Below are 21,767 nucleotides of genomic sequence, written 5' to 3'. Positions count from 1 at the left end.
CAGGCTGACCAAGGCGCTTGCGCTCTTCTTATTTAACAATATACTGCGAATGCATTCATTAAGTTTTCCATGACTGTCTCCATTGGCATTCCTTCAATATCATGTCTTGGAATAAAGTGAACTACTTTTTGATCGCGCAATAACGCCATGGAAGGAGAGGATGGTTCGATTCCTTCAAAATACTCGCGCATTTTTGCGGTTGCTTCTTTGTCCTGACCAGCAAAAACGGTTACGAGATGATCTGGTTTCTTTTCACTATTTAAAACAGCTTGTGTCGCTGCCGGACGAGCTAATCCTGCAGCACAACCGCAGACAGAATTTACTACTACGAGTGTCGTACCTGTTACATTATTCATAAATTCTTCGACTGCATCAGCCGTTGTCAATTCTTTAAAACCGGCTCTTGTTAATTCTTCACGCATGGGCTTAACCATTTGGCGCATATATTCTTCATAAGCATTTGACATGTTATTCGTCACTCCATTTCATTTTTTCTGGCCTCTGTCATTTGCTTCCAAACAGAGCCTTTGGCTTTTTCGCCGCATTCGATTCTTTCGATCGCCATTTTAATTTGCATCCGTACTTCGAACTCCGGATCATTTTCTGCGAGTTTAAGGGCCGGAAGCGAGCGTTCGTCGCCAGTTTCATATAAAAACATCGCCGCCCGCCAACGCACCAATTTACTTGGATCAGTTAACGATTTGGCCATTTCATCTGCCGCTTCAGAGAATCCAAGGTCCGACAGGCAATCTCCAGCTGTTCTTCGGACTGTAACTGATTTATCATGTAATGCTTTGTATAAAAGCGGCAGTACCGCCCGATCTTTTATCATCCCTAAATAAACGGCTGCCAGTCTACGAATGGAAGGCTTCTCATCCGTTAGCGCTTTTTCAAGGAGAGGAAGATCAGCAAGTTCCGGATCATCCATTTGTTCAAGCAGCTGGTAACGCACGTGCCAATCTGGATTTTGGAATTCCTTCAGTGTGACTTTCCTGCGCGTGCGATTGGCTATTTGCATCGAGGCCGGATCATTTGCCTGGGCTGCTTTGACAAGTTCCTCCAGACGATTCTTTGGATAGGCAGCAATTAATTCCTCCACTACCTCCTCGCCAACTTGATCAAAATCACCATATCTCACACCAAGATTCTTCCATTTCCTCAAGAATATATAATTATCTTCTGCAAGTTGGGCCCTTTCACGTGCTTTCAAAAAATATTCAGGCATTCCGTACCTTTTTTCTGTTGAGTTGTCAGTCAGTTTTACTTGTAGCGGAATCCCTTTAAACATTTGCACTTCAACAGTTATTTCTCCAAAGTGGCTGCCTGGCGCCTGTTTACGTATTACTGTTTCCGATGGCTTTTCTCCGAAAGCGTTCCTTACAAGAGGAAGCAATTCCTGCCAATCATATTTGGCATTTCTTTCCACAGCAAAGAAGTCAGCGACATGGTAGACTCCTTTTATTCCCTCAATCGCCAGGATCTTTTTTATAACTGGCGGGGCGTCTAGTGCATTTTCTTTCTTGTAATTATGGCTTTTGCCCATCGGCAGTTCCTGGTCGAGCAAAATTTTCATTGTATTTGGACTTGGCGTCGGTTCGATCGACCTAATGTTCAACACAATCACCTGATTCTTTTAATATCTTTCACAAGTTTAACATAACGATTAGGATTCATTCATGTGAGAAGCACTTAACTTGGCCTATCATTCTACGAGCTCAGCCAGATATGTCCATCGTTCAATTAAATGCTCCAGCTTCTCATTAAGCTCTGTCTCCCGTTTCATTAAATCCTGCAGTTTGGAAAAGTCGCTGCCTGCGGCTGCCATTTCTGCCGTTACATCTTTAAGCTCTGCCTCTGTATTGGCAATCACGTCATCGATCTCAGCCCATTCTTTTCTCTCCAAATACGTCATTTTTTTCTTCTTTTCCTTTTCTTTAACGTGAACTGGTTTATTGTTTACTTGTTTTGGCGATTCTTCCATTGTTTCTTTTTCCAGATACTCCGTATAAGTACCATAATAGGATTCTATTTTTCCTTCTCCTTTAAGAACTAACAGCTGGCTGGCTACTTTGTCAAGAAAGTAGCGGTCGTGTGAGACCGTCATGACTACGCCGGGGAAATCTTCCAGATAGTCTTCTAAAACAGTTAAAGTGAGTGTATCAAGGTCATTTGTCGGCTCATCAAGAAGCAGCACATTTGGCGCTGACATTAGTATTTTCAGCAAGTAAAGCCGGCGTTTTTCTCCTCCTGAAAGTTTACGGATGGGCGTGCCGTGTGTATAGGGAGGGAATAAGAAACGCTCTAGCATCTGGGCCGCAGAAATGGTTTTCCCATCAGATGTCTCGACAATTTGCGCCGTTTCTTTAATATATTCAATCATTCGCTTATTTTCATCCAGATCTTCACTTTCCTGGGTATAATACGCAATTTTAACAGTTTGACCTGTTAAAAACTCACCGTAATCTAACGGAATCCTCTGGGCCAGGATATTTAACAGGGTCGATTTCCCCGCACCGTTTTTGCCAATGATACCTATCCGATCCCCGGGTTTCACTAATAAATTAAAGTGGTCAAGGATCATTTTGTCCTCAAAACGCTTGGAGGCATTCCTTAATTCAAAAACTTGTTTGCCCAGGCGACTGCCATTTAATGAAATATCGAGTTTCTCAGCACTTGTTTTTCCGTTTACTAGCTTGTTATTCAGTTCTTCAAAACGCTGAATCCGTGCTTTTTGTTTTGTTGATCTTGCCTGGGCCCCTCTTCTGATCCACTCAAGTTCTCTCTTGAACAAATTTTTTCTCTTTTCAAACGTAGCGGCTTCGTTTTCTTCCCGTATAGCCTTTGCTTCAAGGAATGCCGCGTAATTCCCTTTATAGCTGTATAGATTCCCTCGATCCAATTCAAATATTCGATTTGTGACCTTGTCTAAAAAGTAACGGTCATGTGTGACAAGCAAAATCGCACCGTTATACCTGTTTAAATATTCTTCAAGCCATTTAACAGCAGCGAAGTCAAGATGGTTCGTCGGCTCATCCAAAATAAGCAAATCCGGTTCGGCAATTAATACTTGTGCTAAAGCAACCCGTTTCTTTTGACCGCCAGACAGTTGGCTGACTTTTTGCGTAAAATCTTCAATCCCCAACTTTGTTAATATAGACTTGGCATTGGTGCTAGCTTCCCAGGCATTAAGAGCATCCATTTGTTTCTGCAAGCGGAAAAACTCATCCTGGATGTTTGAATCATTGGGGTTGATATTTAATTTAAGCAAAGTGTTTTCATATTCGCGCATTAATTTTACTACCGGTGCGTCGCCAAGGAAAACCTGTTCTAATACTGTTCGGTCCGTATTGAATTCAGGCTGCTGGTGTAAAAATGAAATCGTATAATCTTTCCCAGTTATAATTGTTCCTTCATCCGGCAGATCTGCACCGGCAACGATTTTTAAGAGTGAAGTTTTTCCGGTGCCATTTACTCCAATCAGGCCGACCCTTTCTTTTTCCGCAATTGTAAAAGAAATATTTTGAAATAACTGCTTTTCCCCATACGATTTAGAGACATTTTCCACCGTCAGTATTTTCATCATTTATAACCATCCATTCTTCATAAAAGTGTTGTAAAAATAGTTCCATCAATTGTTGGCGGCTTTCCGCCATTTTTCTGGCCGTCTCTGTATTCAGCAGGTTTTTCAGCTTCAACAGTTTTTCATAAAAATGATTAATGGTCGATGATCTGCCGTTTCGATATTCTTCCAAACTCATTTTTTCCCGGGCTTTTATGTTTGGGTCGTAAATCGGCTGGCCTTTTTTCCCGCCATAAGCAAATGTTCTGGCAATTCCAATCGCTCCAATCGCATCAAGACGGTCGGCATCTTGAACGATTTCTGCTTCAATCGACGAGAGCGGCCGCCCGCTCCCGCCCTTATAAGAAATCGTAGCAATGATTTGCCAGATGTGTTCTTTATCTTCTGTTTCCAATGGAAGTGTTTCCAGAAAGGCTGCTAACTTTCGTTCTCCTTGTTTTGGACCATTGTTTAATTTCTCATCGGGTATATCATGAAGGAGTGCGGCCATTTCAATGATAAACGGCTCTCCTTTCTGTTCTTTTTTGCTAATATATAATGCATTGCGGCGGACACGATCGATATGATACCAATCATGGCCAGTCGCATCATTTCCTAATTCATTACGGACATACTCCTCCGTTTGCCGAATTATCTCATCTTTCACAAAGTACACCATCCTTATCCAGCTTATTTTATCATGAATGCTGTCAGCTGAAAAAAGGAAATGTGGATCAGGAATACTCAGGTTTACATTTTGACAGAAAAAAACCAGCAAAAAGCTGGTTTCTAAAACGAGGCTTGTTATCAATTCAATTCCCTAAGATCCAAGAAATGTCGCTAGCTGTTCTAATGTAGTGACCATAAAATCAATCATTTCAACTAAGTCGTCCATTTGCGCCTCTCCAATCGTTCTGGAAAAATCGACCGTCACCACATTTTTTATTTTTCTTGAATTGTCTAACGGATTATATTCTACCGATTGGCTGATTTTTCTTTCATCTCCCCAGATTTTCCGCAAAATGTCGGCTATTGACTGGTAATTTGATAATTTGTCATGCGTTTTAAAACAAAATTGCAGTTTCATATAGCAGCCTGCAGTCTCATTGGAAAGCAACCCCGGCAAAAGCTCTGCAGCCAAATGTTTTACTTCTGCTGTCATTTCCATAGTGGCCGTAATTTGATGAGCGGGCAATTTAAAGCTTATTGTAAATTGGCGGGACATTTTGGCGATATTCAGTACATCATTACGGTCTATGATCGTGATTTCTCCAGCTAAATCCAAATCATAAAGAGCTCCTTCAGTTACTGTCTTCATATTATCAAAAGCTGTTGGATCAAACATTTGCACGAAAACTCCTTTTTGAAAATTTGGTCTTTTCGGAATGAAACATAATGCTTATAATTGTTATATTGAATCTTTAAAATATTCATTGACATACCACACGAAGGCTAATATTAATGAATGTAGCGACTGAGAAAAGCGTTAGGCGTGGCGTTTTCCGGCTTCGAGCCAACCGTCACCTGATGCTCAACAAAACAAGGGGGATAGAAAGTTGCCAATAAATATACCAAAATTATTGCCTGCAAGGGAAATATTAGAGCAAGAAAATATTTTCATTATGGATGATGAGCGGGCCACAAGCCAGGATATCCGACCATTAAATATTCTAATCTTGAATTTAATGCCTGAAAAGGAAAAAGCAGAAACACAGCTTTTGCGTTTGCTGGGAAATTCGCCATTGCAAGTGAATGTAAAGTTCTTAAAAACGATTTCGTATGAATCAACCCATACGAGCAAGCAGCATCTTGAACAGTTTTATACTACTTTTTCGAAAATTAAAGGTCAAAAATTCGATGGGATGATTATTACAGGAGCCCCGGTAGAACTATTGGCATTTAATCAGGTGAAATATTGGTCTGAGCTGACAGAAATTATGGAATGGACTAATACAAATGTGACGTCTACTCTACATATATGTTGGGGAGCCCAGGCTGCACTTTTTTACCATTACGATATAGGGAAATTCGAACTGAAAAGAAAATGTTCCGGGATTTACGCACACAAAATTTTTGAACAAAATGATATTTTATTGCGCGGATTCGATGATCAATTCTACGCTCCTCATTCACGCTATACAGATGTTTCCATCGAAGCGATAAAACATCATCCAAAATTAAAGCTTTTGGCTGCATCTGAGGAGGCGGGTGCTTTGTTGATCGCTTCGCGTGACAGAAAACATGTCATGATTACCGGTCATTTGGAATATGACTCCGATTCATTGGCCCAAGAATATGAAAGGGATTTACAGAGAGGGTTAAAAATTCATATGCCTGAAAATTATTTTCCCAATAATGACCCGACCCAGCCGCCAATCAACCGCTGGCGTTCACACGGACATTTATTCTTTTCAAACTGGCTTAACTATTATGTTTATCAGGAAACGCCATATATATGGGAATAAGCAACCCAGCTCTTCTAGCGCAATTTAAGTTTATATTACGATCAATTTAGAAAGAATAGTGATGCAAGGTATACAATTAGGAGGAAGCATAATGGAAACAATTGTTGCCCTTCATCGCAATCATATGGGGGAGATTATCAATTTTGTTACCTCTGAAGGCAGGGTTATTTCTTATCGAAAAGCATTGATGGAGGTCGAAAGCGGGCAAATTCAAGGATTGCAGCTAAAAGAAGAAGCAAACGGAACATTTTCACTCATTCCCGATGCTGATCATTCTTTTGACCAATATCCAAACTTTTTTTAGAAAGCACCCATAAAAGGGTGCTTTCCAATTTAATCATTTTGTTCATTTTGTTTTTGAATTTCTCTTAATGCAGCTATACGTTTCTCGTCTTCCTCGAAAAATTGAACCAAGTCAAAGATTCGTTCAATTGAATCCCAGCTTAAATGATGTTCGATTCCTTCCACATCGTTGTATATATTTTCATTTTTCACCCCAATGATTTTGAGAAACTGTTCGAGCAGGTCATGCCTGAATACAAGCCTTTTACCGATTTTTTTCCCTTTTGGGGTTAATACAAGCCCGCGGTACTTTTCATATACTAAATACTCATCTTTATCAAGCTTTTGTACCATTTTTGTCACTGAGGAGGGATGGACAGATAACGCTTCTGCAATGTCTGAAACCCTTGCATAGCCTTTTTCTTCAATTAAATTATAAATTTGTTCAATATAATCTTCCATACTTGGTGTTGGCATCCCGTACCCTCCAAAAAAAGAATCATTAAAAGTTTACTATACAAAGATTAGAGTGACAAGGTTATTTCTAATTTTCCCGATTTAGCCTACGCTTCAAATAAGAACTTAATCTTTTTTTCATGTTCATCCAGGATTAATCGGGCATTAAATGTTTTCTCTTTTCCTGTAAATCCTTCAATTAGCTCTGTTTTTCCTTCTGAAAGAAGTAGTTTTATATTCTTCTGAGTGATATTTTTTCCAAGAATTTTCTTCGAGATCGTAAAATCACAGTGATTCTGTTGGTAGTTAGAACAGCCGTAAAAGGTTCCTTTATCCACCAAATATCCATCGCATTTTTTACAAGGTCCCAGCTTTGAAGGCGATTTTTTACTCTTTTTTTGTCTAGCGGGTGTAAAATTTTCGGCCATCTCTTTGGAAAATACCCATTGATCAGATTGTCTGATACTTGTAGTAATTAAATGATGGATCATCTTTTTTGTCTGTTCCATAAAATGCTTTGGAGAGGCAGTACCTTCAGATATTTCTTTCAGCTTTTGCTCCCACTGCGCTGTCATTTCCGGTGAAGCCAGGATTTCTTTTCCAACGGCTTCTATTAAGATTCTCGCTTTTGCAGTGGCATAGACCAAGTTCTTTTTTATGTCAATGTATGAGCGGTCCTTTAGCATCGTAATGATTCCGGCTCTTGTCGCTTCTGTACCTAGCCCTTCTGTCTTGGTGAGAATTCTCTCCAACTCTTTATCTTCGATATGCTTGCCGGCTGTTTTCATGAGCGTTATGAGCTGACCTTCCGTATAGCGTTTCGGCGGCTGGGTCTGGCTTTCTTTCACCGTCACTTTCACTGTATTCCCCTGCTCTCCTTTTGCAAGCTTTGGCAGTGCTGGTTCGTCATCCTGTTCCTTTTGATTCAACACTTTTCTCCAGCCTTCCTCAAGCTGAACCTTTCCTTTTGAGACAAAAGCAGCTCGTCCGTCCACTACTGTTGTAACTGTTGTATACTCGGCAACTGCCTTGTTAAAATGTGCGGCTATTAAACTTCGCACAATTAAATCATATAGTTTCCACTCATCCTGGCTAAGTTTATCGATATTGGGGATTTGCTCCGTCGGAATAATCGCGTAGTGATCCGTAACTTTTTTTTCGTTTACATAGCGTTTATTATCAGCGATTGAGGCAAACGGTACTGGAAAATATTCTTCGTAATCTTTCAGACGGCTTATTTTCCCCAGAATCTCTGGGAATGAATTTGCTTCTTCTTTCGTTACATATCGCGAATCTGAACGGGGATAAGATGTAAATCCTTTTTGATAAAGTTGCTGGAGAACATCTAGAGTTTTCTTTGGTGAAAATTTAAACCGTTTATTGGCTTCAGCCTGAAGAGCAGATAAATTGTACAAGAGCGGCGGCATAAATTCCTTTTGCTCCGATTTGACTTCACTTACTTCAGCCGGTTTATCCCGGCAGAAGACAGCTACTTTTTCTGCCAATTCTTTTGTTTTCTCCCGGGTTTCGCCATCATTCTGCCATTTTCCTGTATATTTTTTCCCGTTTATTAAAAATAAAGCCTCCACTTCCCAAAAATGCTCCGGCTTAAAATTTTCAATTTCTAGTTCACGCTTGACAATTAAGGCAAGTGTAGGGGTCTGTACCCTGCCAACAGAAAACACATCAGAGAAACCGTGCTTTTGCAGCAGCAAACTATATAACCTTGAGGCATTCATCCCAACGACCCAATCTGCACATGCACGGGTATAGGCTTCAAAGTAAAGGGGGCGTGTTTCATTCTCCGATAAAAGCTTCTGGAAGCCTTCCCGTATGGCATTAGGGGTCATAGAGGAAATCCATAAGCGTTTCATTGGTTTTTTGCATCCAATAAGCCTAAGAATATTCCGGATTATGAGTTCCCCTTCTCTTCCAGCGTCCCCTGCATGAATGATTTCAGTGACCTGTGGATCAGAAACTAATTTTTTTATGGTGGCAAATTGCTTGGCTTTATCCTTTGTTACTTCATATTCAAATTGTTCCGGAATGATGGGCAAGTTATCAAGCGACCATTTTTTCCATACTTGCTGGTATTTTTCTGGTGGTACAAGCTGGCAGATGTGGCCGATTGCCCATGTCACATAAGCGCCGTTTTGAAACACATCATTAGGAAAGACTTCTATAAACCCATTTTGCTTTCTATGTTCAAACACCGAAGCCAAGGCCGAACCTTGATCGGGCTTTTCGGCGATCACGACTTTCATATTTAATTTCCCCTTCAATCGAAAAAACGTCACCCTTTATTTTCCCATTAAACGTTTCTTACGTAAAGATGAAATCAACTCATTTCCAATATTCGCAAAACAAATGTATTCATTCCAATAGAAAAGGAGCCGCTTTAAGGCCGCTCCTTTGTTTTCATTTTATCATTTTACACTGGAATCTTCCATATACCAGTTTTCTTCTGGGATGATATTTGAGATGGTCAAAATAAATGAGGGAATCCGTTCAACACCAAATATAACAGCACCAATTTTTTTCGTAAACATTATAAAAGCATCCCCATGAGAAAAGTGAGCTAAATCTTCCCCAATATGAAGAAGTAAAAGCAAAATAGCCTGCTTTTCCTCCTCGCCAATAGAAAGAGTCGACGAAAATCTTAAAAGCCACTCCTCCCCATCAATCGAAAATCGATACATCCCATCCCACCCTATTATCTTCATTTTTTATTTAAAGTATGAGCCAGCAGGCATTTTATGTTAAAATATTCTGCATATTCCCCTAAAAAATTTCAAGCGCTTTCTTGACTGTCAATAGCAGTTATTGTATATTTAAAACATCATGTAATATGTTTAAAGTTTTCACTTTAGTCATTCTATTACATGGTAATATTGATCTTTGGCACCACGGTGTCTTGAAAGGCTTAGGAGGAAGAAGTACATGCAAAACGGAAAAGTAAAATGGTTCAACAATGAAAAAGGTTTCGGATTTATCGAAGTTGAAGGCGGCGACGATGTATTCGTACACTTCAGCGCAATCCAAGGCGAAGGCTATAAAACATTAGAAGAAGGCCAAGAAGTTTCCTTTGAAATCGTAGAAGGCAACCGTGGACCTCAAGCTGCAAATGTCGTTAAATTATAATTAACATAATGATAAAGGCTGACAATTTTTTGTCAGCCTTTTTTGATATCATATGAAGTTAATTTCTCCCCGTATTCCTTCAGATTTTCACCAACTGTACATTGGGAAATACAAAACTGATGAGCATACCTTCGGCCATGTTCTTTCTTTAAATACTTGTGTAAAAAACAGCCTTCACAATATTGCTGCATGATCTTCTCTACTTGATTCAATAGTTCTTTTCTCATTATGTCTTTCACTTAAACACCGCCTTTTATAAAATTAACGTTTTAGCAAAAATATCCTTTCCATTTAATGCCTGTGTCGCAAGTTTATCAGCATCCTTATTCTCATTTCTTGAAATCACTGTGTACGTCGGTTTAATTCCCAAAGTCTCGATTTTCTCCTCAATCCTGTCAAGCCAGCGATTTAATTCCTGCTCATAACATGGCCATTCTCCTTCAAGCTGTTTTAAGACGACTTGGGAATCCCCTTTAAATTCACAAGATAAATGATGTACCCCTAAGTCTTCGAGAATATTAAGGGCAAAATAAAAAGCTGCATATTCTGCTTCATTGTTTGAATCCATTTGATCAATTCGTTCATTGGCCCGGATGCGGTATTTCTTTTTCCCCTGTTTAAAGAAGATCACAGCACCAAGGCCTGCTTGATTCGATTCTTTCAGATACCCGCCATCAAAATAGACAAGAATATCATGAGGTTCATCCTCAATTTCAGTTAGAAGTTTTTTCATTTCTTTTAAAATCCAGGAGGTACCTCTTTCGTCGTAAAAATACAGATCTGATATTTTCCCAGTTTTTTCGAGCTCTTCCCCTAACTGAATGGCTGTTTCACCTGTTACCCAATCAGAGGATATCTGAATTTTTTCATTAACAACGTTGTATTTCCATTCGAGCCGATATTTCATACATAAAGTCCTTTCATTTCATTAAATGATTATTTTTATCATACCCATAAGTGTATGACAAAAATAAATATTATCCACTACTATATTAATATATGGTAAACTGACAATTATACGAATTGTGGAAAAAAATGAAATCGGGGGCAAAAATCATCATGAAAAATCCAATATTTGCAGATTTAAGCTTACTTTTTATCACCATCATTTGGGGAATGACTTTTGTCATTGTTCAAGATGCAATTAATTTTCTTCCGCCTATCGCTTTTAATGGTATCCGCTTTTTATTGGCCGCCATTTTACTTATAATCGGCCTCTTCATATTCGAAAGAAAACAGTTAAAAGAAATAAATTTCAAATTAATTGCTTCAGGATTTTTGATCGGATTTTGGCTTTTTCTTGGTTATATTACACAAACAATCGGACTTTTATACACAACTACTTCAAAGGCCGGCTTTATAACAGGCTTAAGTGTTATTTTAGTACCATTATTTTCGCTGTTTTTTTTAAAACAAGTACCTAGTAAAAATGCTATATTAGGGGTACTGACAGCAACCATCGGACTATTCCTCTTGACAATGACAGACGTGACTGGATTAAATATTGGCGATGGATTTGTATTTATTTGTGCTATTAGCTTTGCTTTTCAAATTATTTTAACAAGCAAATTTTCTAGTAAGTATCCAACCTTACTGCTAACAGTTATTCAAATTTTAACAGTGGCTGTTCTATCTGTTTTTTTCTCGATTTGTTTTGAGGACTGGCAAAAGGTTTTAAATCCACAGTTATTATTTTCAAAGGATATCATTATAGCCTTGGTTATTACAGGTGTCTTTGCAACGGCAGTTGCCTTTTTCGTTCAAACCAAGTTCCAAAAGTATACATCCACAACAAGAGTGGCATTAATTTTCACCATGGAGCCGGTTGTGGCCGCGATTACAGGGTTCTTTTGGGCACATGAACATTTATCATATAGTGCGTTATTTGGCTGTATGCTTATTTTTATGGGCATGATCTTCGCTGAATTACCTGCGGGAAAAATCCGAATGATTAGAAAAAGCAAGAGTTTTGAAGGATAAGGAAATCCTCCCTTTCATTTACAGAAAGGGGGGGTTTTATTACGCTTATGTTTATGATTTTTTCGTGAAATATAATTAATGTGGGAGGTGAGATGATGGGTAAACCGGGAGGCAGAAATCGCGGAGCAAAAGCTCCTGCGGTGAATCCGCAAGGATATGGACGGGATACAGAGTTTGCCACTGAACCGAAAAGCAAGCTCGAAAATGCAGCAAAGAAGAAAAATACGAAATAATATTGGTTGATCAGAAAGGTTGTCTCAAATCGGGACAACCTTTTCATAGGCAGAAAGTAGCCGGTCAACACCTCTAAGCTCTAATTCATGCAATTTATTTAATACCTTTTCTTTTTCAATTTTCAAGCAAGCCTCTTCAAAACAACAGCTGACTGGTACATCAATTCTTATTTCAGCAAGTCTTCTGGACAAATGGAGCATGTCTAGATCCTGCTGGATTTTCGTTTTGTGTGATTTTGAAAGTTTCTCCAAATTTGCTAGTATCCCATCTATGTGTTCGAATTCCTTTAGGAGCTTCAAAGCGGTTTTTTCGCCAATTCCCCTGACACCAGGATAATTATCACTTGTATCTCCCATCAATGCCTTTAAATCAATCATCTGCCTTGGTGAAATCCCTTTCTCTTCCTTGAACGTATCCGGTGTATGGACATGATAATTTCCATACCCTTTCTTGAGCAAAATAACGGAAATGTGATCGTCAAGCAGCTGCAGGATATCCTGATCTCCAGTTAGAATCAAAACAGCTGCCTCTGTTTTTACTTGATTGGCAATCGTGCCAATACAATCATCAGCCTCAAAGCCTTCCAAACCAATATTGGGAATATTAAAGGAAGCGGTGACCTCTTTTATTAGCTCAAATTGGGGAATCAGCTCTGGCGGTGCTTCTCCGCGATTCCCCTTATAGTCAGCAAACAATTCGGTCCTGAAGGTTTTGCTGCCCATATCCCAGCATATAGCAAGATGTGTCGGGTTAAAAGCTGCAACAGCCGTAAATAAATGTTTGATGAACCCATGAATGCCATTTGTCGGAATTCCTTTTGAATTGATCATAAATTGCCCGGTTACAGCAGTCGCGTAAAACGCACGAAATAACAAGGCCATTCCATCAACAAGCATAAATACAGGCTTTTGTTTTTCCATCTTTTGGACTCCCTTCTGAAAACAGCACGTTGTCCATTATAGCACATAAACGAAAAACTTATTGGATTTTATTGTCTTCATAGGAAATCCAGTCACTGAAGCTGCCGATGTAAAGTTTTACTTTTTCATAGCCTGCTTCTTTTAAGGCTAGGAAATTGGGACATGCAGTTACGCCGGAACCGCAATAAACAATCACTTCTTGATCGAAACTGACATCTCTGAACCTTTCTTTTTGAAGGTCGGCCGCTTTATAACGGCCGCCTTCCATCCCTTTCATCCAAGGTTTATTGATCGCAGCAGGGATATGTCCTGCTTTCTTATCAATTGGTTCTTCCACTCCTAAATACCGCTTTTCTTCACGAGAATCGATTAATACAGCGTTCCTGTTCTTCCCTTCAGCAACTGCTTTTACTTCGGTCATTTCTGCCAAAATTTCTGGTCTTAAAGAAATTTGAAATATTGTACTCGAAAACACTGGAGTTTCGGTAGTAATCGGAAGACCAGCATCCATCCATTCTTGATAGCCGCCGTCAAGGACAAATACTTTTTCATGCCCTAAATAATGCAATAACCACCAAAAACGGGCAGCATATGAACCCTCTCCCCCATCGTACGCAACGACCGTTTTAGTTTCATCAATACCTTGTGCTTCTAATTTAGAGACGAATTCTTTCATATCCGGCAGCGGATGTCTTCCACCGTGTTTTTCTATGGAGCCGGACAAATCTTTTTCCAAATCGAAAAAGACAGCGCCTGGCAGATGTCCGGCCAAATATTCCCTCTTGCCTTTTTCCGGTTGAGCCAAAGAAAACCGGCAATCAACAATTCTAATTGTTTGATCATGTAAATTTTTTAGCAGCCATTCTTGATCTCGGACATATTTCACGATAAATTCCTCCCCATCAGCTTTTTTGCAGCTGAGCTTGAATTTCCAGCAGATGCTCGACAGAAACACCGCCATCCAATGCGGCAAGCAGACTTAAGTAATAATCATCCGTTTGTTCTTTCATCTGAGCTATCAATCTTGAAAATTCCTTATTTAATTCAGCGATATAATGCTCAATCAACCGGCCGGCTTCGGTTTTTAAGTAATGGTCAGCAAGTGGACTTAAAACATATTCAAGTTCTTCTGCCATCATTCTTTTTTCATCTTTTTCAAAGAAAGTTCTTGGGTTTTTAAAGTAAGACATCGCTTTTGCAAACAACTGTCTGTTTACCTCGGCGAATGCTGATGCAAATTCAATTTCAGCAAACTTATTTTTTTCAAAAGCGGAAAAAGACAGATCCTGATTAATGTCTGTAAGGCTTCTTGTAAATGCAATCTGATAATCCGTAAACAGCTTTTCAACAAAACGATCCAGTCTAACTGTTGTTGCCCTCATTTCCTGCGCTAAATCATATCCAATACTTTCCAGAAATTCATCAAGCGCGTGTCTTAATGCCTTTTTCAAATTCCGTCCATCATCTCGAAGCACCGATGGGTTAAATGACTCTTTAAAGAAATCATTGAAACGGAAAAAGACCCTCTGCTTAATGTAAAAAAGCAATTCCTCTGCTTCCTGGACAAAACGCTGCTTAAGATTGTCAGAATCTGCTTGCGTAAATACTTTTTCAATTAAGACTCTTTGTTTTTCAATCTCTTGAAGTCTATTCTGTCTAGCGTCTTGATCCTCTTGTGAGGTTTGAATGAGTTTTGCCACTAAATCAGCAGTACGGGCTAATTCCCTTTCGGCAGCGGACACGGTCATTTCGGTTAAATCATTAGAAATAAACTGATAAAATTGCTCTTCAAAGAGTCTCATTCCCGTTGGCGTCTTGAGTTTCTCTCCAATCTTTTCTTGTAAAGCTAGGAGACTTGACAGCGGAAATAGATGAGGATTTCGTATCCCATATTTCATCAATTGTTCATTCACATATTCGACCACTGCCTGCTGTTCTTCTTCACTTTCTGCCAAGTCAATAGCATTGATGATGAAAAACATTTTATCTAATTGAAAAGAGTCCTTCACACGCCCCAGCTGAATTAAAAACTCACGGTCCGCTTTAGAAAAGGCATGATTGTAATAGGTAACAAAAAGAATCGCATCCGAGTTTTTAATATAATCAAATGCCACTCCTGTATGGCGGGCATTAATCGAGTCAGCTCCAGGCGTATCAACAAGGGTGATGCCTTTTCTTGTTAATTCACAGTCATAGTAAAGCTCAATCCATTCCACATAACAGGATTTTTCTTCTTTAGCGACAAAATCATGAAATTCTGTTATATCGGTTTCCTTAATCGTCCCAAGAAGATGGATGAATGATTCATACCCATTGGTGAACGCCTGTAAAAAAGCAAAATGGGTTTTCTCGGAGGCTCCTTCCTGACTTTTCGTAAAGTCAATGCGGCCTATATGTTGTAATGCTTCTGCTAAATCGGCTGCGTGCAAATCAAAGACATTTAAGGAACGATTAACATCGTCCAGCATCGCTTTTTCTTCTTTAAATTTTACCAATGCTGTCCCATGCCCATACTCGGCAGTGACAGGTTTGATTTTATTAATGGCGGCTGTTGTCGGATTCGGAGAAACAGGCAAGACCTTTTCACCCATCAAGGCATTCGCAAAAGAAGACTTTCCTGCACTGAAAGCTCCAAATAATGCGACAGTGAAGCCTTTGTTTTTCAAACGCATGGCCTTTTCCGAAAGTTCATTAGCAAGTTTTTGAAATCCTGGAAGACTCTTGATCAATTCTGAAGCTTGACCAAGCTGGCCAATGGTTCTTTGCAAATGTTCCTCTGCCTCATTGGAAGCATCTTCCTGTTTAACAGTAGGCTCAATGTGCTGCAAAGTTACTGGTTTGCTACCTTTTTCTTGTACAAAGTCTTCTTTTTGGCTGGGTTTAACCACTTCGTATTCTTTATCCTCTTGATCAAAGATATATTGGTAAGCATTTATCAAATTTTCATCGTTTGTTAGAATACGATCAATTTGCTGCTCTTCTTCCTGGATGGTTCGTTCAAATGTTTGCAGCTGTTCTAGAGCCTCAACATACCTTTCCATGTTACGTAACTTTTGTTCATACATGAAAGTGGCTTTAGCTGATTGCTCCTCTTGCGCTTTTAAATATAATTGTTTAAAGGAATCAAGCTGCGTTCTGGCGAGCTTCTTTATATTGTTTGCAACATCTTCTGTATAATGTAGGACATAATCCCCGGTTAAGCGTGCCCCGGCTTTTACGGCATTCATTAATAATTCTTTTGGCACCGAAAGGGAAAAAGATTGCGCCAAACTTAACAATTCCCCGTGATCCAACTGATTTTCCTTTAAGCAAGCAAGTAAATATTCACGTATATGCCATTCCAGCTGAGACTTTGTTTTTTCCTGGATATCCTGATAAAAACATTCCAATCTAACATTTCTTTCCTGTTCTGTTTTTTGCTTAGAAAACAGGAAACCTACCTTAAATTCCTGCTGGCGGCTTTCCAGATAACGTTCAGCTAATTCTCTTGTCTGAAAAGGCATGAGATAAGCATTCTTTAAAATTTGATTGATTTCATCATCAAATGCCTTTTCGATGTCGGCTCTACTTTGTATACTGTTTTGCAGTTTCGCAGCCGTATTTTTATATGATTCTAGTAATGCTGCTCTTTCATCCTCCGTTAACTCGTTTAGTGTTTCAATATAAGCAGATAGCGCCTCTTCTCCCGTTTTTTGTGCCTTTTTTATATGGTCATGAGCTACTTTTTTTAACGATTGAAAAACAGCCGGAAGTAAATACTGATCTTTATTTGCCAGTTTTTCCGCGATAAAATCTTGCAGCTCTTTAAATTCATTATAAGGATGTGATGGCTGCTTTAATGAAGTATAAAAAATTCGTGCCGGTCTTACTCCCCAGGAGGCAAAAGCCGCCGCAGCACTGTTTTGAAACTCTTGAAAACTCAATTCCTCATCTTTATGCTTATCAATTTGATTAATGATCAAATAAACTTCTTTTCCAGCTTTCATTAATTCTTTTGTAAATAAAAAATTCAATTCTGCCTGAACATGGTTATAGTCCATTACATAAAAAATCAAATCTGCTAGATGGATAGCCGACTCTGTTGCAATTCGGTGGGCATCGTCAGCAGAATCAATTCCAGGTGTATCCATCACAACTGTATTTTCAGGCAAACTTGAATCACTGTAGCTGATTTCAATTTCCTCAATTTGGTCGCCATCTTTACAGTAATTTTTCACTAAATTATAATCGTATGGCGCCAAATAAAGCCTCGGTTTTTCATTTTTAAAAAACACTTTGGCGTAATCTTCTCCCGATTTCACTTTCACAAGGTTTGCACTTGTAGGGATTGGGCTTGACGGAAGTAAATTTTCACCGATCACCCGGTTAATCATCGTCGATTTCCCAGCTGAGAAATGACCGCAAAAAGCAATTGTAAACTCGCGGCTGGCTAATTTTTGCGCCAGCTGTTTTACTTTTACAGCAGATTCTGAATCATCGTGCTCCATCAAAAATTGATATGTCAAAGCGATTTTTTGTTTTAGTGTTTCCATTGTTTCCTTTGGACTTAAGGTCTTTACCATTTTGTTATTTCCCCTTAACAACGTAGTAATAGTTCTATTTTATACGATAAATCGAAGTTTTCCTATATGAACAAACTTAAAAAGCCAAGGAAGAATTCCCCTGGCTTGAACGAAAACGATTTAACAGGTCGTATGTTTTAACACGTGCTTCATGACAAATGCGTAAACAATAATAACAGCACCGACAAATGCATAGGTCATCAAGAACACCTTCCTTAATTCGAACATTTGAGAATGATTTTCATTAATGGTTACATATTATCATAGGTTGAGAGCCTTTTCAATGCTTCTCAAGAAAACTTTCACCATTATTTAACGAACTTTGGAACAAAACGATGACAATCTTGAAATATTCCTTCATATGCAGTCAATGCCTTTAAAGCCTTTTCTTCTGCAGGAATCCGAATCATCAGGACCAAGCTATTTAAAACCGTAAACATAATAGCAGTAAAATAAGCGGAAAAAAGCAACGGGATTACTATTATTTCAAGTGATACCACAACATAATTTGGGTGTCTCAAGAAACGATATGGTCCTTTTCGGATAACAGGAAATTGCGGCAGCACAATTATTTTTGTATTCCAACATCTTCCAAGAGAAGCGATAATCCATATTCGCAAAACTTGCGCAAGAATAAACACGCCAAAAATGGCTGGCCACAATGTTGATAACCCGCGATTAAGCAAAAGCTTCTCCATGGAAAAACAGATCATAAACATAAAGTGCAGTATCACCATCATCCGATAATGTCGTTTACCAAATTCAATTGCCCCCTGCTTTAACATCCATTTCTCATTACTTTTGGCAAGCAAAAGCTCCACTACTCTTTGAAAAATAATAAAGCTAATGAAAATGGTGAATAGAAGAAAATCACGCATTTAGTCCCACCTCATTAACAGTAATTCTGAACTAAACCCCGGACCCAATGCACAGCATAACCCATACGAACCTTTTGATATTTCCATCTCCAAGTGCCGTTTTAAAACATAAAGAACTGCAGATGAAGATGTATTTCCGAATTGTTTTAGAACTTCACGGGATATAGCCGTCATATCTTGCGGAATTCCCAAGGATGATTCATAGGCATCCAGCACTTTCTTGCCGCCTGGATGGGCTATAAAATAATCAATTTGTTCCAAGGTTAAATCGTGGTTAAGTAAAAATTCAGTGACATTGGGTTTTAACCATGTTTCTATAATTTGGGGAATATGACGGGAAAAAACAACGAACAATCCCTCATCTTTCAGTTCCCAGCCCATTACATCCAAGGAATCAGGCATTAAAGTAGACCTTGTTGCTATAATCGAAGGCAGAACCGGTATCTTAATATATTTCTTCATGTCGGCTTCTTCGCCTGCTACTAAAACACAAGCAATGCCATCTGCAAATAGAGAGGTCCCGATCAGATTGCTTTTCGATAAGTCATTGCGCTGAAAGGTCAGTCCGCAAAGTTCAACGGCTAAGACAAGAACTTTTGCTTTTGGATAAGCTAAACAGTAATCAAATGCCCTTGACAGACCGGCAGCACCACCCGCACAGCCAAGCCCCCAAATTGGCACCCGTTTTGTATGCCTTCCGAATGGCAGCTGGTTCATAATTCTAGCCTCAATACTCGGAGTGGCCATACCTGTTGAAGAGATAAAAAAAATCGCATCGATTTCTTCAAATGGAATTGTTTCGTTTAAAAATAAATGATTGTTTAGACATTTCACTACTGCTACCTTTCCCAACTGGACCGCAGCTTCTATATAGGCATGATTTTTTTCTGCGAACGAATGATTCTCACAAAACCAATCAATATTTTTGACAAAATACCGTCTTTCAATTTGTCCATTTTGAAACACTTGTAGCAATCTTTCAACATCTTTATATGTATTTGCAAATAATTCCCGGGCAAACGCAGTTGCTTTTTCCTGATCGATTTCAAATGGCGGAATAACCTCCGCAAGAGAAACAATTACCGGCATCCTTATTCTCCTTTTGAATAGTGATAAGGATATGTTTTCCATTTTATTGAAAAATATCCTATAAAACAAAAAAAGCTTCCCCATAAAGGAGAAGCAAACGTTTTGAAGGTTGTTGTTGTGCATTTTTATTATAACTTGAATGTTCCAAGTCTTCACTATATAAACTTTTCCAAATAGAATACCACGCTATTTTTCCGGCTGTTTTTGCACCTCGATTTTGATTTTTTTGCTTGCCAATTCCCCGCATACTGTGCAGTACACTTCATCGTCATATAAAAGCCGGCATTTCTCGCAATAATATTTATCCAAAACTATCACTCTCTTCAAAGATCCCTTTTTTATTAGCTTATTTTGTGACCATGAAGATGGTGACTCTGATAAATTATGCATTCCTCCATTTTATAAATTGGAAAAGAATGAAGCTAATTTAATTGATACACCTTGCTGTATTTCTCATAAAGATAATCAATTAAATACTTGGGATTTAAGCCTTCACCAGTAACATCATGCAAGATTTCCAGCGGTTTTTTTAATTTTCCGTAATGATGAATATTTCGGGTAAGCCATTCCTTGATCAGAATGAGGTTCCCTTCTTCTAGTAATTGGTCAAAATTCGGTATTTCCTCGAGCATTTTTTGTTTAAATTGGGCTGCATACATATACCCTAAAGCATAGGACGGGAAGTATCCAAAGCTGCCGCTTGCCCAATGAACGTCTTGGAGCACACCTACTGCATCATTATTTGGACGAATACCCAAATATTGCTCATACATGTCATTCCAAATTGCAGGTAGATCCTTTACTTCTATTTGATCATTAAACAGCCCTTTTTCAATCTCATAGCGGATGATAATATGAAGAGAATAGGTTAGTTCATCTGCTTCAATACGGATAAAGGAAGGTTTTGATTCGTTAATGGCCCGATAAAAATTCTCAAGACTGACACCATCAAATTGGCTGCCAGCGTATTGCTTTAACAGCGGGTAATTGTTTTTCCAAAAAGAAAAATCCCGGCCCACCATATTTTCATAAAAAAGGGATTGGGATTCGTGAATCCCCATAGAAGTTCCCGTACAAAGCAATGTGCCCAATAATTCTTTGGCAATATTCTGTTCATATAAAGCATGACCGCCCTCATGAATCGTGCCAAAAACCGCCGTGCGAAAATCGTGTTCATCATATCTGGTTGTTACTCTTACATCACCTGGATTTAACCCAGTAGCAAAAGGATGGACGGTTTCATCCAGCCTTCCTGCCTGAAAGTCATAACCCATTTGCTTAAGGATTGCTAAACTAAATTCACGCTGCTTTTCTTTCGGAAAATCTTGAAACAGGAAATCGGTGTTCGGCTTATAAGGTGATTCGGAAATTCTCTTTACCAGCGGGATAATTTTCGCTTTTAGTTCTGCAAATACTTGATCCAATACATCGACGGTAACACCTGGTTCGTACAGATCTAGAAGGACATTGTATTTGTTTCCTTTATAACCCCAGTATTCTAGAAATCTTTTCGTCGTGTTCACCAGCTTTTCTAAATAGGGACGGAACAGCTGAAAGTCCCCCTTTGCACGTGCTTCTTCCCAGACACTTTCGGCTTTGGATTGCAGTACAACATATTCTTTATATTCTTTGATAGGAATCCGTTTATTCCGTTCGTATTCTTTTTTGCATTCATCAAGAATTTTTCTTGTGACTGTTGGTAATTCTTGTTTCGATAAATGTGCTATGTAAACAGCCATTTCTTCTGAGGTAGACATTTTAAACACTTCGGAAGACAGGACGCCAATTACTTCCGACCGCTGATCAATCCCCTTTTTCGGGGCTCCTGTTCTCAGATCCCAATAAATTAAACCAAGAGCTTCATAATATGCAGATATTTTCTTGACATAATCCAAGAACTCTTTCTCCAATGCTGCCTTATTCATTGTACCCCTCCCTTTCTTCTTACCATCCAAATTTTATCATATTTATCTAACAAAAGGTTACTAAGAAGGATAAAAAAACAACAGAAACCAATTTTTGTTGTAAAATATACTTAGAATAATATAAAGGGGGTGACTGAATGCGAGAATTGGTTGGAACGTGTAATAGCTGCGGAAAGGAGATTTTTTGTCTGGATGGATTCTTGAATGGGGTTATTTCCACTCAAAAAGCGATTTATTGTTTTGACTGCTATGAATCAATAGAAGATAAAGAAGGGG

Annotated in this window: 22 protein-coding genes; 5 read left to right on the top strand and 17 right to left on the bottom strand. The window is 38.9% G+C overall.

Annotated elements, in window-relative coordinates; all coding sequences use genetic code 11:
* Window positions 1-32 precede the first annotated feature (32 nt).
* The 5 genes from BFU02S_RS08615 to BFU02S_RS08595 all read right to left on the bottom strand — a co-directional run bounded on the left by BFU02S_RS08615 (window position 33) and on the right by BFU02S_RS08595 (window position 4,904).
* Window positions 33-467, bottom strand: coding sequence for a BrxA/BrxB family bacilliredoxin (locus BFU02S_RS08615; RefSeq protein ID WP_066369196.1), 435 nt, complete (start codon window positions 465-467; stop codon window positions 33-35).
* 8 nt (window positions 468-475) lie between these two features.
* Window positions 476-1,615, bottom strand: coding sequence for a conserved virulence factor C family protein (locus BFU02S_RS08610; RefSeq protein ID WP_066369194.1), 1,140 nt, complete (start codon window positions 1,613-1,615; stop codon window positions 476-478).
* An 87-nt stretch (window positions 1,616-1,702) separates the two neighbouring features.
* Window positions 1,703-3,580 (bottom strand): ABC-F family ATP-binding cassette domain-containing protein, encoded by a 1,878-nt coding sequence (locus tag BFU02S_RS08605; protein ID WP_066369204.1) that lies wholly within the window; start codon window positions 3,578-3,580, stop codon window positions 1,703-1,705.
* Window positions 3,549-4,226 carry an HD domain-containing protein gene (locus BFU02S_RS08600; protein ID WP_066369206.1) on the bottom strand — a complete coding sequence of 226 codons (678 nt, stop codon included), beginning with the start codon at window positions 4,224-4,226 and terminating at the stop codon, window positions 3,549-3,551. Before BFU02S_RS08600 ends, BFU02S_RS08605 begins: the two co-directional genes overlap by 32 nt.
* Window positions 4,227-4,379: 153 nt before the next feature.
* A complete protein-coding gene (locus BFU02S_RS08595) occupies window positions 4,380-4,904 on the bottom strand; it encodes a hypothetical protein (protein ID WP_066369189.1) in 525 nt (174 codons plus the stop codon).
* A 211-nt stretch (window positions 4,905-5,115) separates the two neighbouring features.
* On the opposite strand from BFU02S_RS08595, the gene metA reads away from it, so the two are divergent.
* Window positions 5,116-6,024: a homoserine O-acetyltransferase MetA gene (gene metA / locus BFU02S_RS08590; RefSeq protein ID WP_066369187.1), complete on the top strand. Its 909-nt coding sequence runs from the start codon at window positions 5,116-5,118 to the stop codon at window positions 6,022-6,024.
* Between the two features lie 91 nt (window positions 6,025-6,115).
* The gene (locus tag BFU02S_RS08585; protein WP_066369184.1) at window positions 6,116-6,328 is read left to right on the top strand and encodes a DUF3892 domain-containing protein; all 213 of its coding nucleotides are present in this window, start codon (window positions 6,116-6,118) and stop codon (window positions 6,326-6,328) included.
* Between the two features lie 29 nt (window positions 6,329-6,357).
* Here BFU02S_RS08585 and mntR read toward each other — a convergent pair whose 3' ends face one another.
* The 3 genes from mntR to BFU02S_RS08570 form a co-directional block, all read right to left on the bottom strand.
* Complete coding sequence (mntR, locus tag BFU02S_RS08580) at window positions 6,358-6,783, bottom strand: transcriptional regulator MntR (protein ID WP_066369183.1); 426 nt, start codon at window positions 6,781-6,783, stop codon at window positions 6,358-6,360.
* Between the two features lie 86 nt (window positions 6,784-6,869).
* Window positions 6,870-9,026, bottom strand: a complete 2,157-nt coding sequence (locus tag BFU02S_RS08575) for a DNA topoisomerase III (RefSeq protein WP_066369182.1) — start codon at window positions 9,024-9,026, stop codon at window positions 6,870-6,872.
* Between the two features lie 162 nt (window positions 9,027-9,188).
* Window positions 9,189-9,461 (bottom strand): hypothetical protein, encoded by a 273-nt coding sequence (locus BFU02S_RS08570; RefSeq protein ID WP_066369180.1) that lies wholly within the window; start codon window positions 9,459-9,461, stop codon window positions 9,189-9,191.
* Window positions 9,462-9,702: 241 nt separating this feature from the next.
* Between BFU02S_RS08570 and cspD the strand changes: the two genes are divergently transcribed.
* Window positions 9,703-9,903, top strand: a complete 201-nt coding sequence (cspD, locus tag BFU02S_RS08565) for a cold-shock protein CspD (protein WP_066369177.1) — start codon at window positions 9,703-9,705, stop codon at window positions 9,901-9,903.
* Window positions 9,904-9,935: 32 nt separating this feature from the next.
* Here the strand turns inward: cspD and BFU02S_RS08560 are convergent, their stop codons facing one another.
* Window positions 9,936-10,142, bottom strand: coding sequence for a zinc-finger domain-containing protein (locus BFU02S_RS08560; protein WP_369690658.1), 207 nt, complete (start codon window positions 10,140-10,142; stop codon window positions 9,936-9,938).
* A gap of 14 nt (window positions 10,143-10,156) precedes the next feature.
* Window positions 10,157-10,810 carry a reverse transcriptase-like protein gene (locus BFU02S_RS08555; RefSeq protein WP_066369174.1) on the bottom strand — a complete coding sequence of 218 codons (654 nt, stop codon included), beginning with the start codon at window positions 10,808-10,810 and terminating at the stop codon, window positions 10,157-10,159.
* Between the two features lie 152 nt (window positions 10,811-10,962).
* On the opposite strand from BFU02S_RS08555, the gene BFU02S_RS08550 reads away from it, so the two are divergent.
* The gene (locus BFU02S_RS08550; RefSeq protein WP_066369169.1) at window positions 10,963-11,883 is read left to right on the top strand and encodes a DMT family transporter; all 921 of its coding nucleotides are present in this window, start codon (window positions 10,963-10,965) and stop codon (window positions 11,881-11,883) included.
* 95 nt (window positions 11,884-11,978) lie between these two features.
* Window positions 11,979-12,116 (top strand): small, acid-soluble spore protein L, encoded by a 138-nt coding sequence (gene sspL, locus BFU02S_RS08545; RefSeq protein WP_066369167.1) that lies wholly within the window; start codon window positions 11,979-11,981, stop codon window positions 12,114-12,116.
* Window positions 12,117-12,140: 24 nt separating this feature from the next.
* On the opposite strand, the gene BFU02S_RS08540 is transcribed toward sspL, so the two are convergent.
* The 7 genes from BFU02S_RS08540 to BFU02S_RS08510 form a co-directional block, all read right to left on the bottom strand.
* Entirely contained in the window at window positions 12,141-13,037 is an 897-nt protein-coding gene (locus tag BFU02S_RS08540; RefSeq protein ID WP_066369165.1) for a 5'-3' exonuclease, read from the bottom strand.
* A 58-nt stretch (window positions 13,038-13,095) separates the two neighbouring features.
* A complete protein-coding gene (locus BFU02S_RS08535; RefSeq protein ID WP_066369162.1) occupies window positions 13,096-13,923 on the bottom strand; it encodes a sulfurtransferase in 828 nt (275 codons plus the stop codon).
* Window positions 13,924-13,939: 16 nt separating this feature from the next.
* Window positions 13,940-17,599 carry a dynamin family protein gene (locus tag BFU02S_RS08530; protein ID WP_066369159.1) on the bottom strand — a complete coding sequence of 1,220 codons (3,660 nt, stop codon included), beginning with the start codon at window positions 17,597-17,599 and terminating at the stop codon, window positions 13,940-13,942.
* A gap of 308 nt (window positions 17,600-17,907) precedes the next feature.
* Window positions 17,908-18,477, bottom strand: coding sequence for an isoprenylcysteine carboxyl methyltransferase family protein (locus BFU02S_RS08525; protein WP_066369156.1), 570 nt, complete (start codon window positions 18,475-18,477; stop codon window positions 17,908-17,910).
* Window positions 18,478-19,566: a type III polyketide synthase gene (locus tag BFU02S_RS08520; RefSeq protein ID WP_066369154.1), complete on the bottom strand. Its 1,089-nt coding sequence runs from the start codon at window positions 19,564-19,566 to the stop codon at window positions 18,478-18,480.
* A gap of 58 nt (window positions 19,567-19,624) precedes the next feature.
* Window positions 19,625-19,813, bottom strand: coding sequence for a hypothetical protein (locus BFU02S_RS16705; RefSeq protein ID WP_066369151.1), 189 nt, complete (start codon window positions 19,811-19,813; stop codon window positions 19,625-19,627).
* A gap of 175 nt (window positions 19,814-19,988) precedes the next feature.
* Window positions 19,989-21,491: a carboxypeptidase M32 gene (locus tag BFU02S_RS08510; protein WP_066369148.1), complete on the bottom strand. Its 1,503-nt coding sequence runs from the start codon at window positions 21,489-21,491 to the stop codon at window positions 19,989-19,991.
* Window positions 21,492-21,767: the final 276 nt, after the last annotated feature.

This window comes from Neobacillus fumarioli NBRC 102428 (assembly GCF_001591485.1).
Lineage (GTDB): Bacteria > Bacillota > Bacilli > Bacillales > Cytobacillaceae > Neobacillus > Neobacillus fumarioli.
This window is presented reverse-complemented; position numbering and strand designations above follow the sequence as displayed.

Excerpts from the sequence above, each read along its gene's own strand:
- BFU02S_RS08615 (WP_066369196.1), bottom strand. The coding sequence starts at position 467 with ATGTCAAATGCTTATGAAGAATATATGCGCCAAATGGTTAAGCCCATG.
- BFU02S_RS08605 (WP_066369204.1), bottom strand. The coding sequence starts at position 3,580 with ATGAAAATACTGACGGTGGAAAATGTCTCTAAATCGTATGGGGAAAAG.
- BFU02S_RS08595 (WP_066369189.1), bottom strand. The coding sequence starts at position 4,904 with ATGTTTGATCCAACAGCTTTTGATAATATGAAGACAGTAACTGAAGGA.
- BFU02S_RS08585 (WP_066369184.1), top strand. The coding sequence starts at position 6,116 with ATGGAAACAATTGTTGCCCTTCATCGCAATCATATGGGGGAGATTATC.
- mntR (WP_066369183.1), bottom strand. The coding sequence starts at position 6,783 with ATGCCAACACCAAGTATGGAAGATTATATTGAACAAATTTATAATTTA.
- BFU02S_RS08575 (WP_066369182.1), bottom strand. The coding sequence starts at position 9,026 with ATGAAAGTCGTGATCGCCGAAAAGCCCGATCAAGGTTCGGCCTTGGCT.
- BFU02S_RS08570 (WP_066369180.1), bottom strand. The coding sequence starts at position 9,461 with ATGTATCGATTTTCGATTGATGGGGAGGAGTGGCTTTTAAGATTTTCG.
- cspD (WP_066369177.1), top strand. The coding sequence starts at position 9,703 with ATGCAAAACGGAAAAGTAAAATGGTTCAACAATGAAAAAGGTTTCGGA.
- BFU02S_RS08555 (WP_066369174.1), bottom strand. The coding sequence starts at position 10,810 with ATGAAATATCGGCTCGAATGGAAATACAACGTTGTTAATGAAAAAATT.
- BFU02S_RS08550 (WP_066369169.1), top strand. The coding sequence starts at position 10,963 with ATGAAAAATCCAATATTTGCAGATTTAAGCTTACTTTTTATCACCATC.
- sspL (WP_066369167.1), top strand. The coding sequence starts at position 11,979 with ATGGGTAAACCGGGAGGCAGAAATCGCGGAGCAAAAGCTCCTGCGGTG.
- BFU02S_RS08540 (WP_066369165.1), bottom strand. The coding sequence starts at position 13,037 with ATGGAAAAACAAAAGCCTGTATTTATGCTTGTTGATGGAATGGCCTTG.
- BFU02S_RS08530 (WP_066369159.1), bottom strand. The coding sequence starts at position 17,599 with ATGGTAAAGACCTTAAGTCCAAAGGAAACAATGGAAACACTAAAACAA.
- BFU02S_RS08525 (WP_066369156.1), bottom strand. The coding sequence starts at position 18,477 with ATGCGTGATTTTCTTCTATTCACCATTTTCATTAGCTTTATTATTTTT.
- BFU02S_RS08520 (WP_066369154.1), bottom strand. The coding sequence starts at position 19,566 with ATGCCGGTAATTGTTTCTCTTGCGGAGGTTATTCCGCCATTTGAAATC.
- BFU02S_RS16705 (WP_066369151.1), bottom strand. The coding sequence starts at position 19,813 with ATGCGGGGAATTGGCAAGCAAAAAAATCAAAATCGAGGTGCAAAAACA.
- BFU02S_RS08510 (WP_066369148.1), bottom strand. The coding sequence starts at position 21,491 with ATGAATAAGGCAGCATTGGAGAAAGAGTTCTTGGATTATGTCAAGAAA.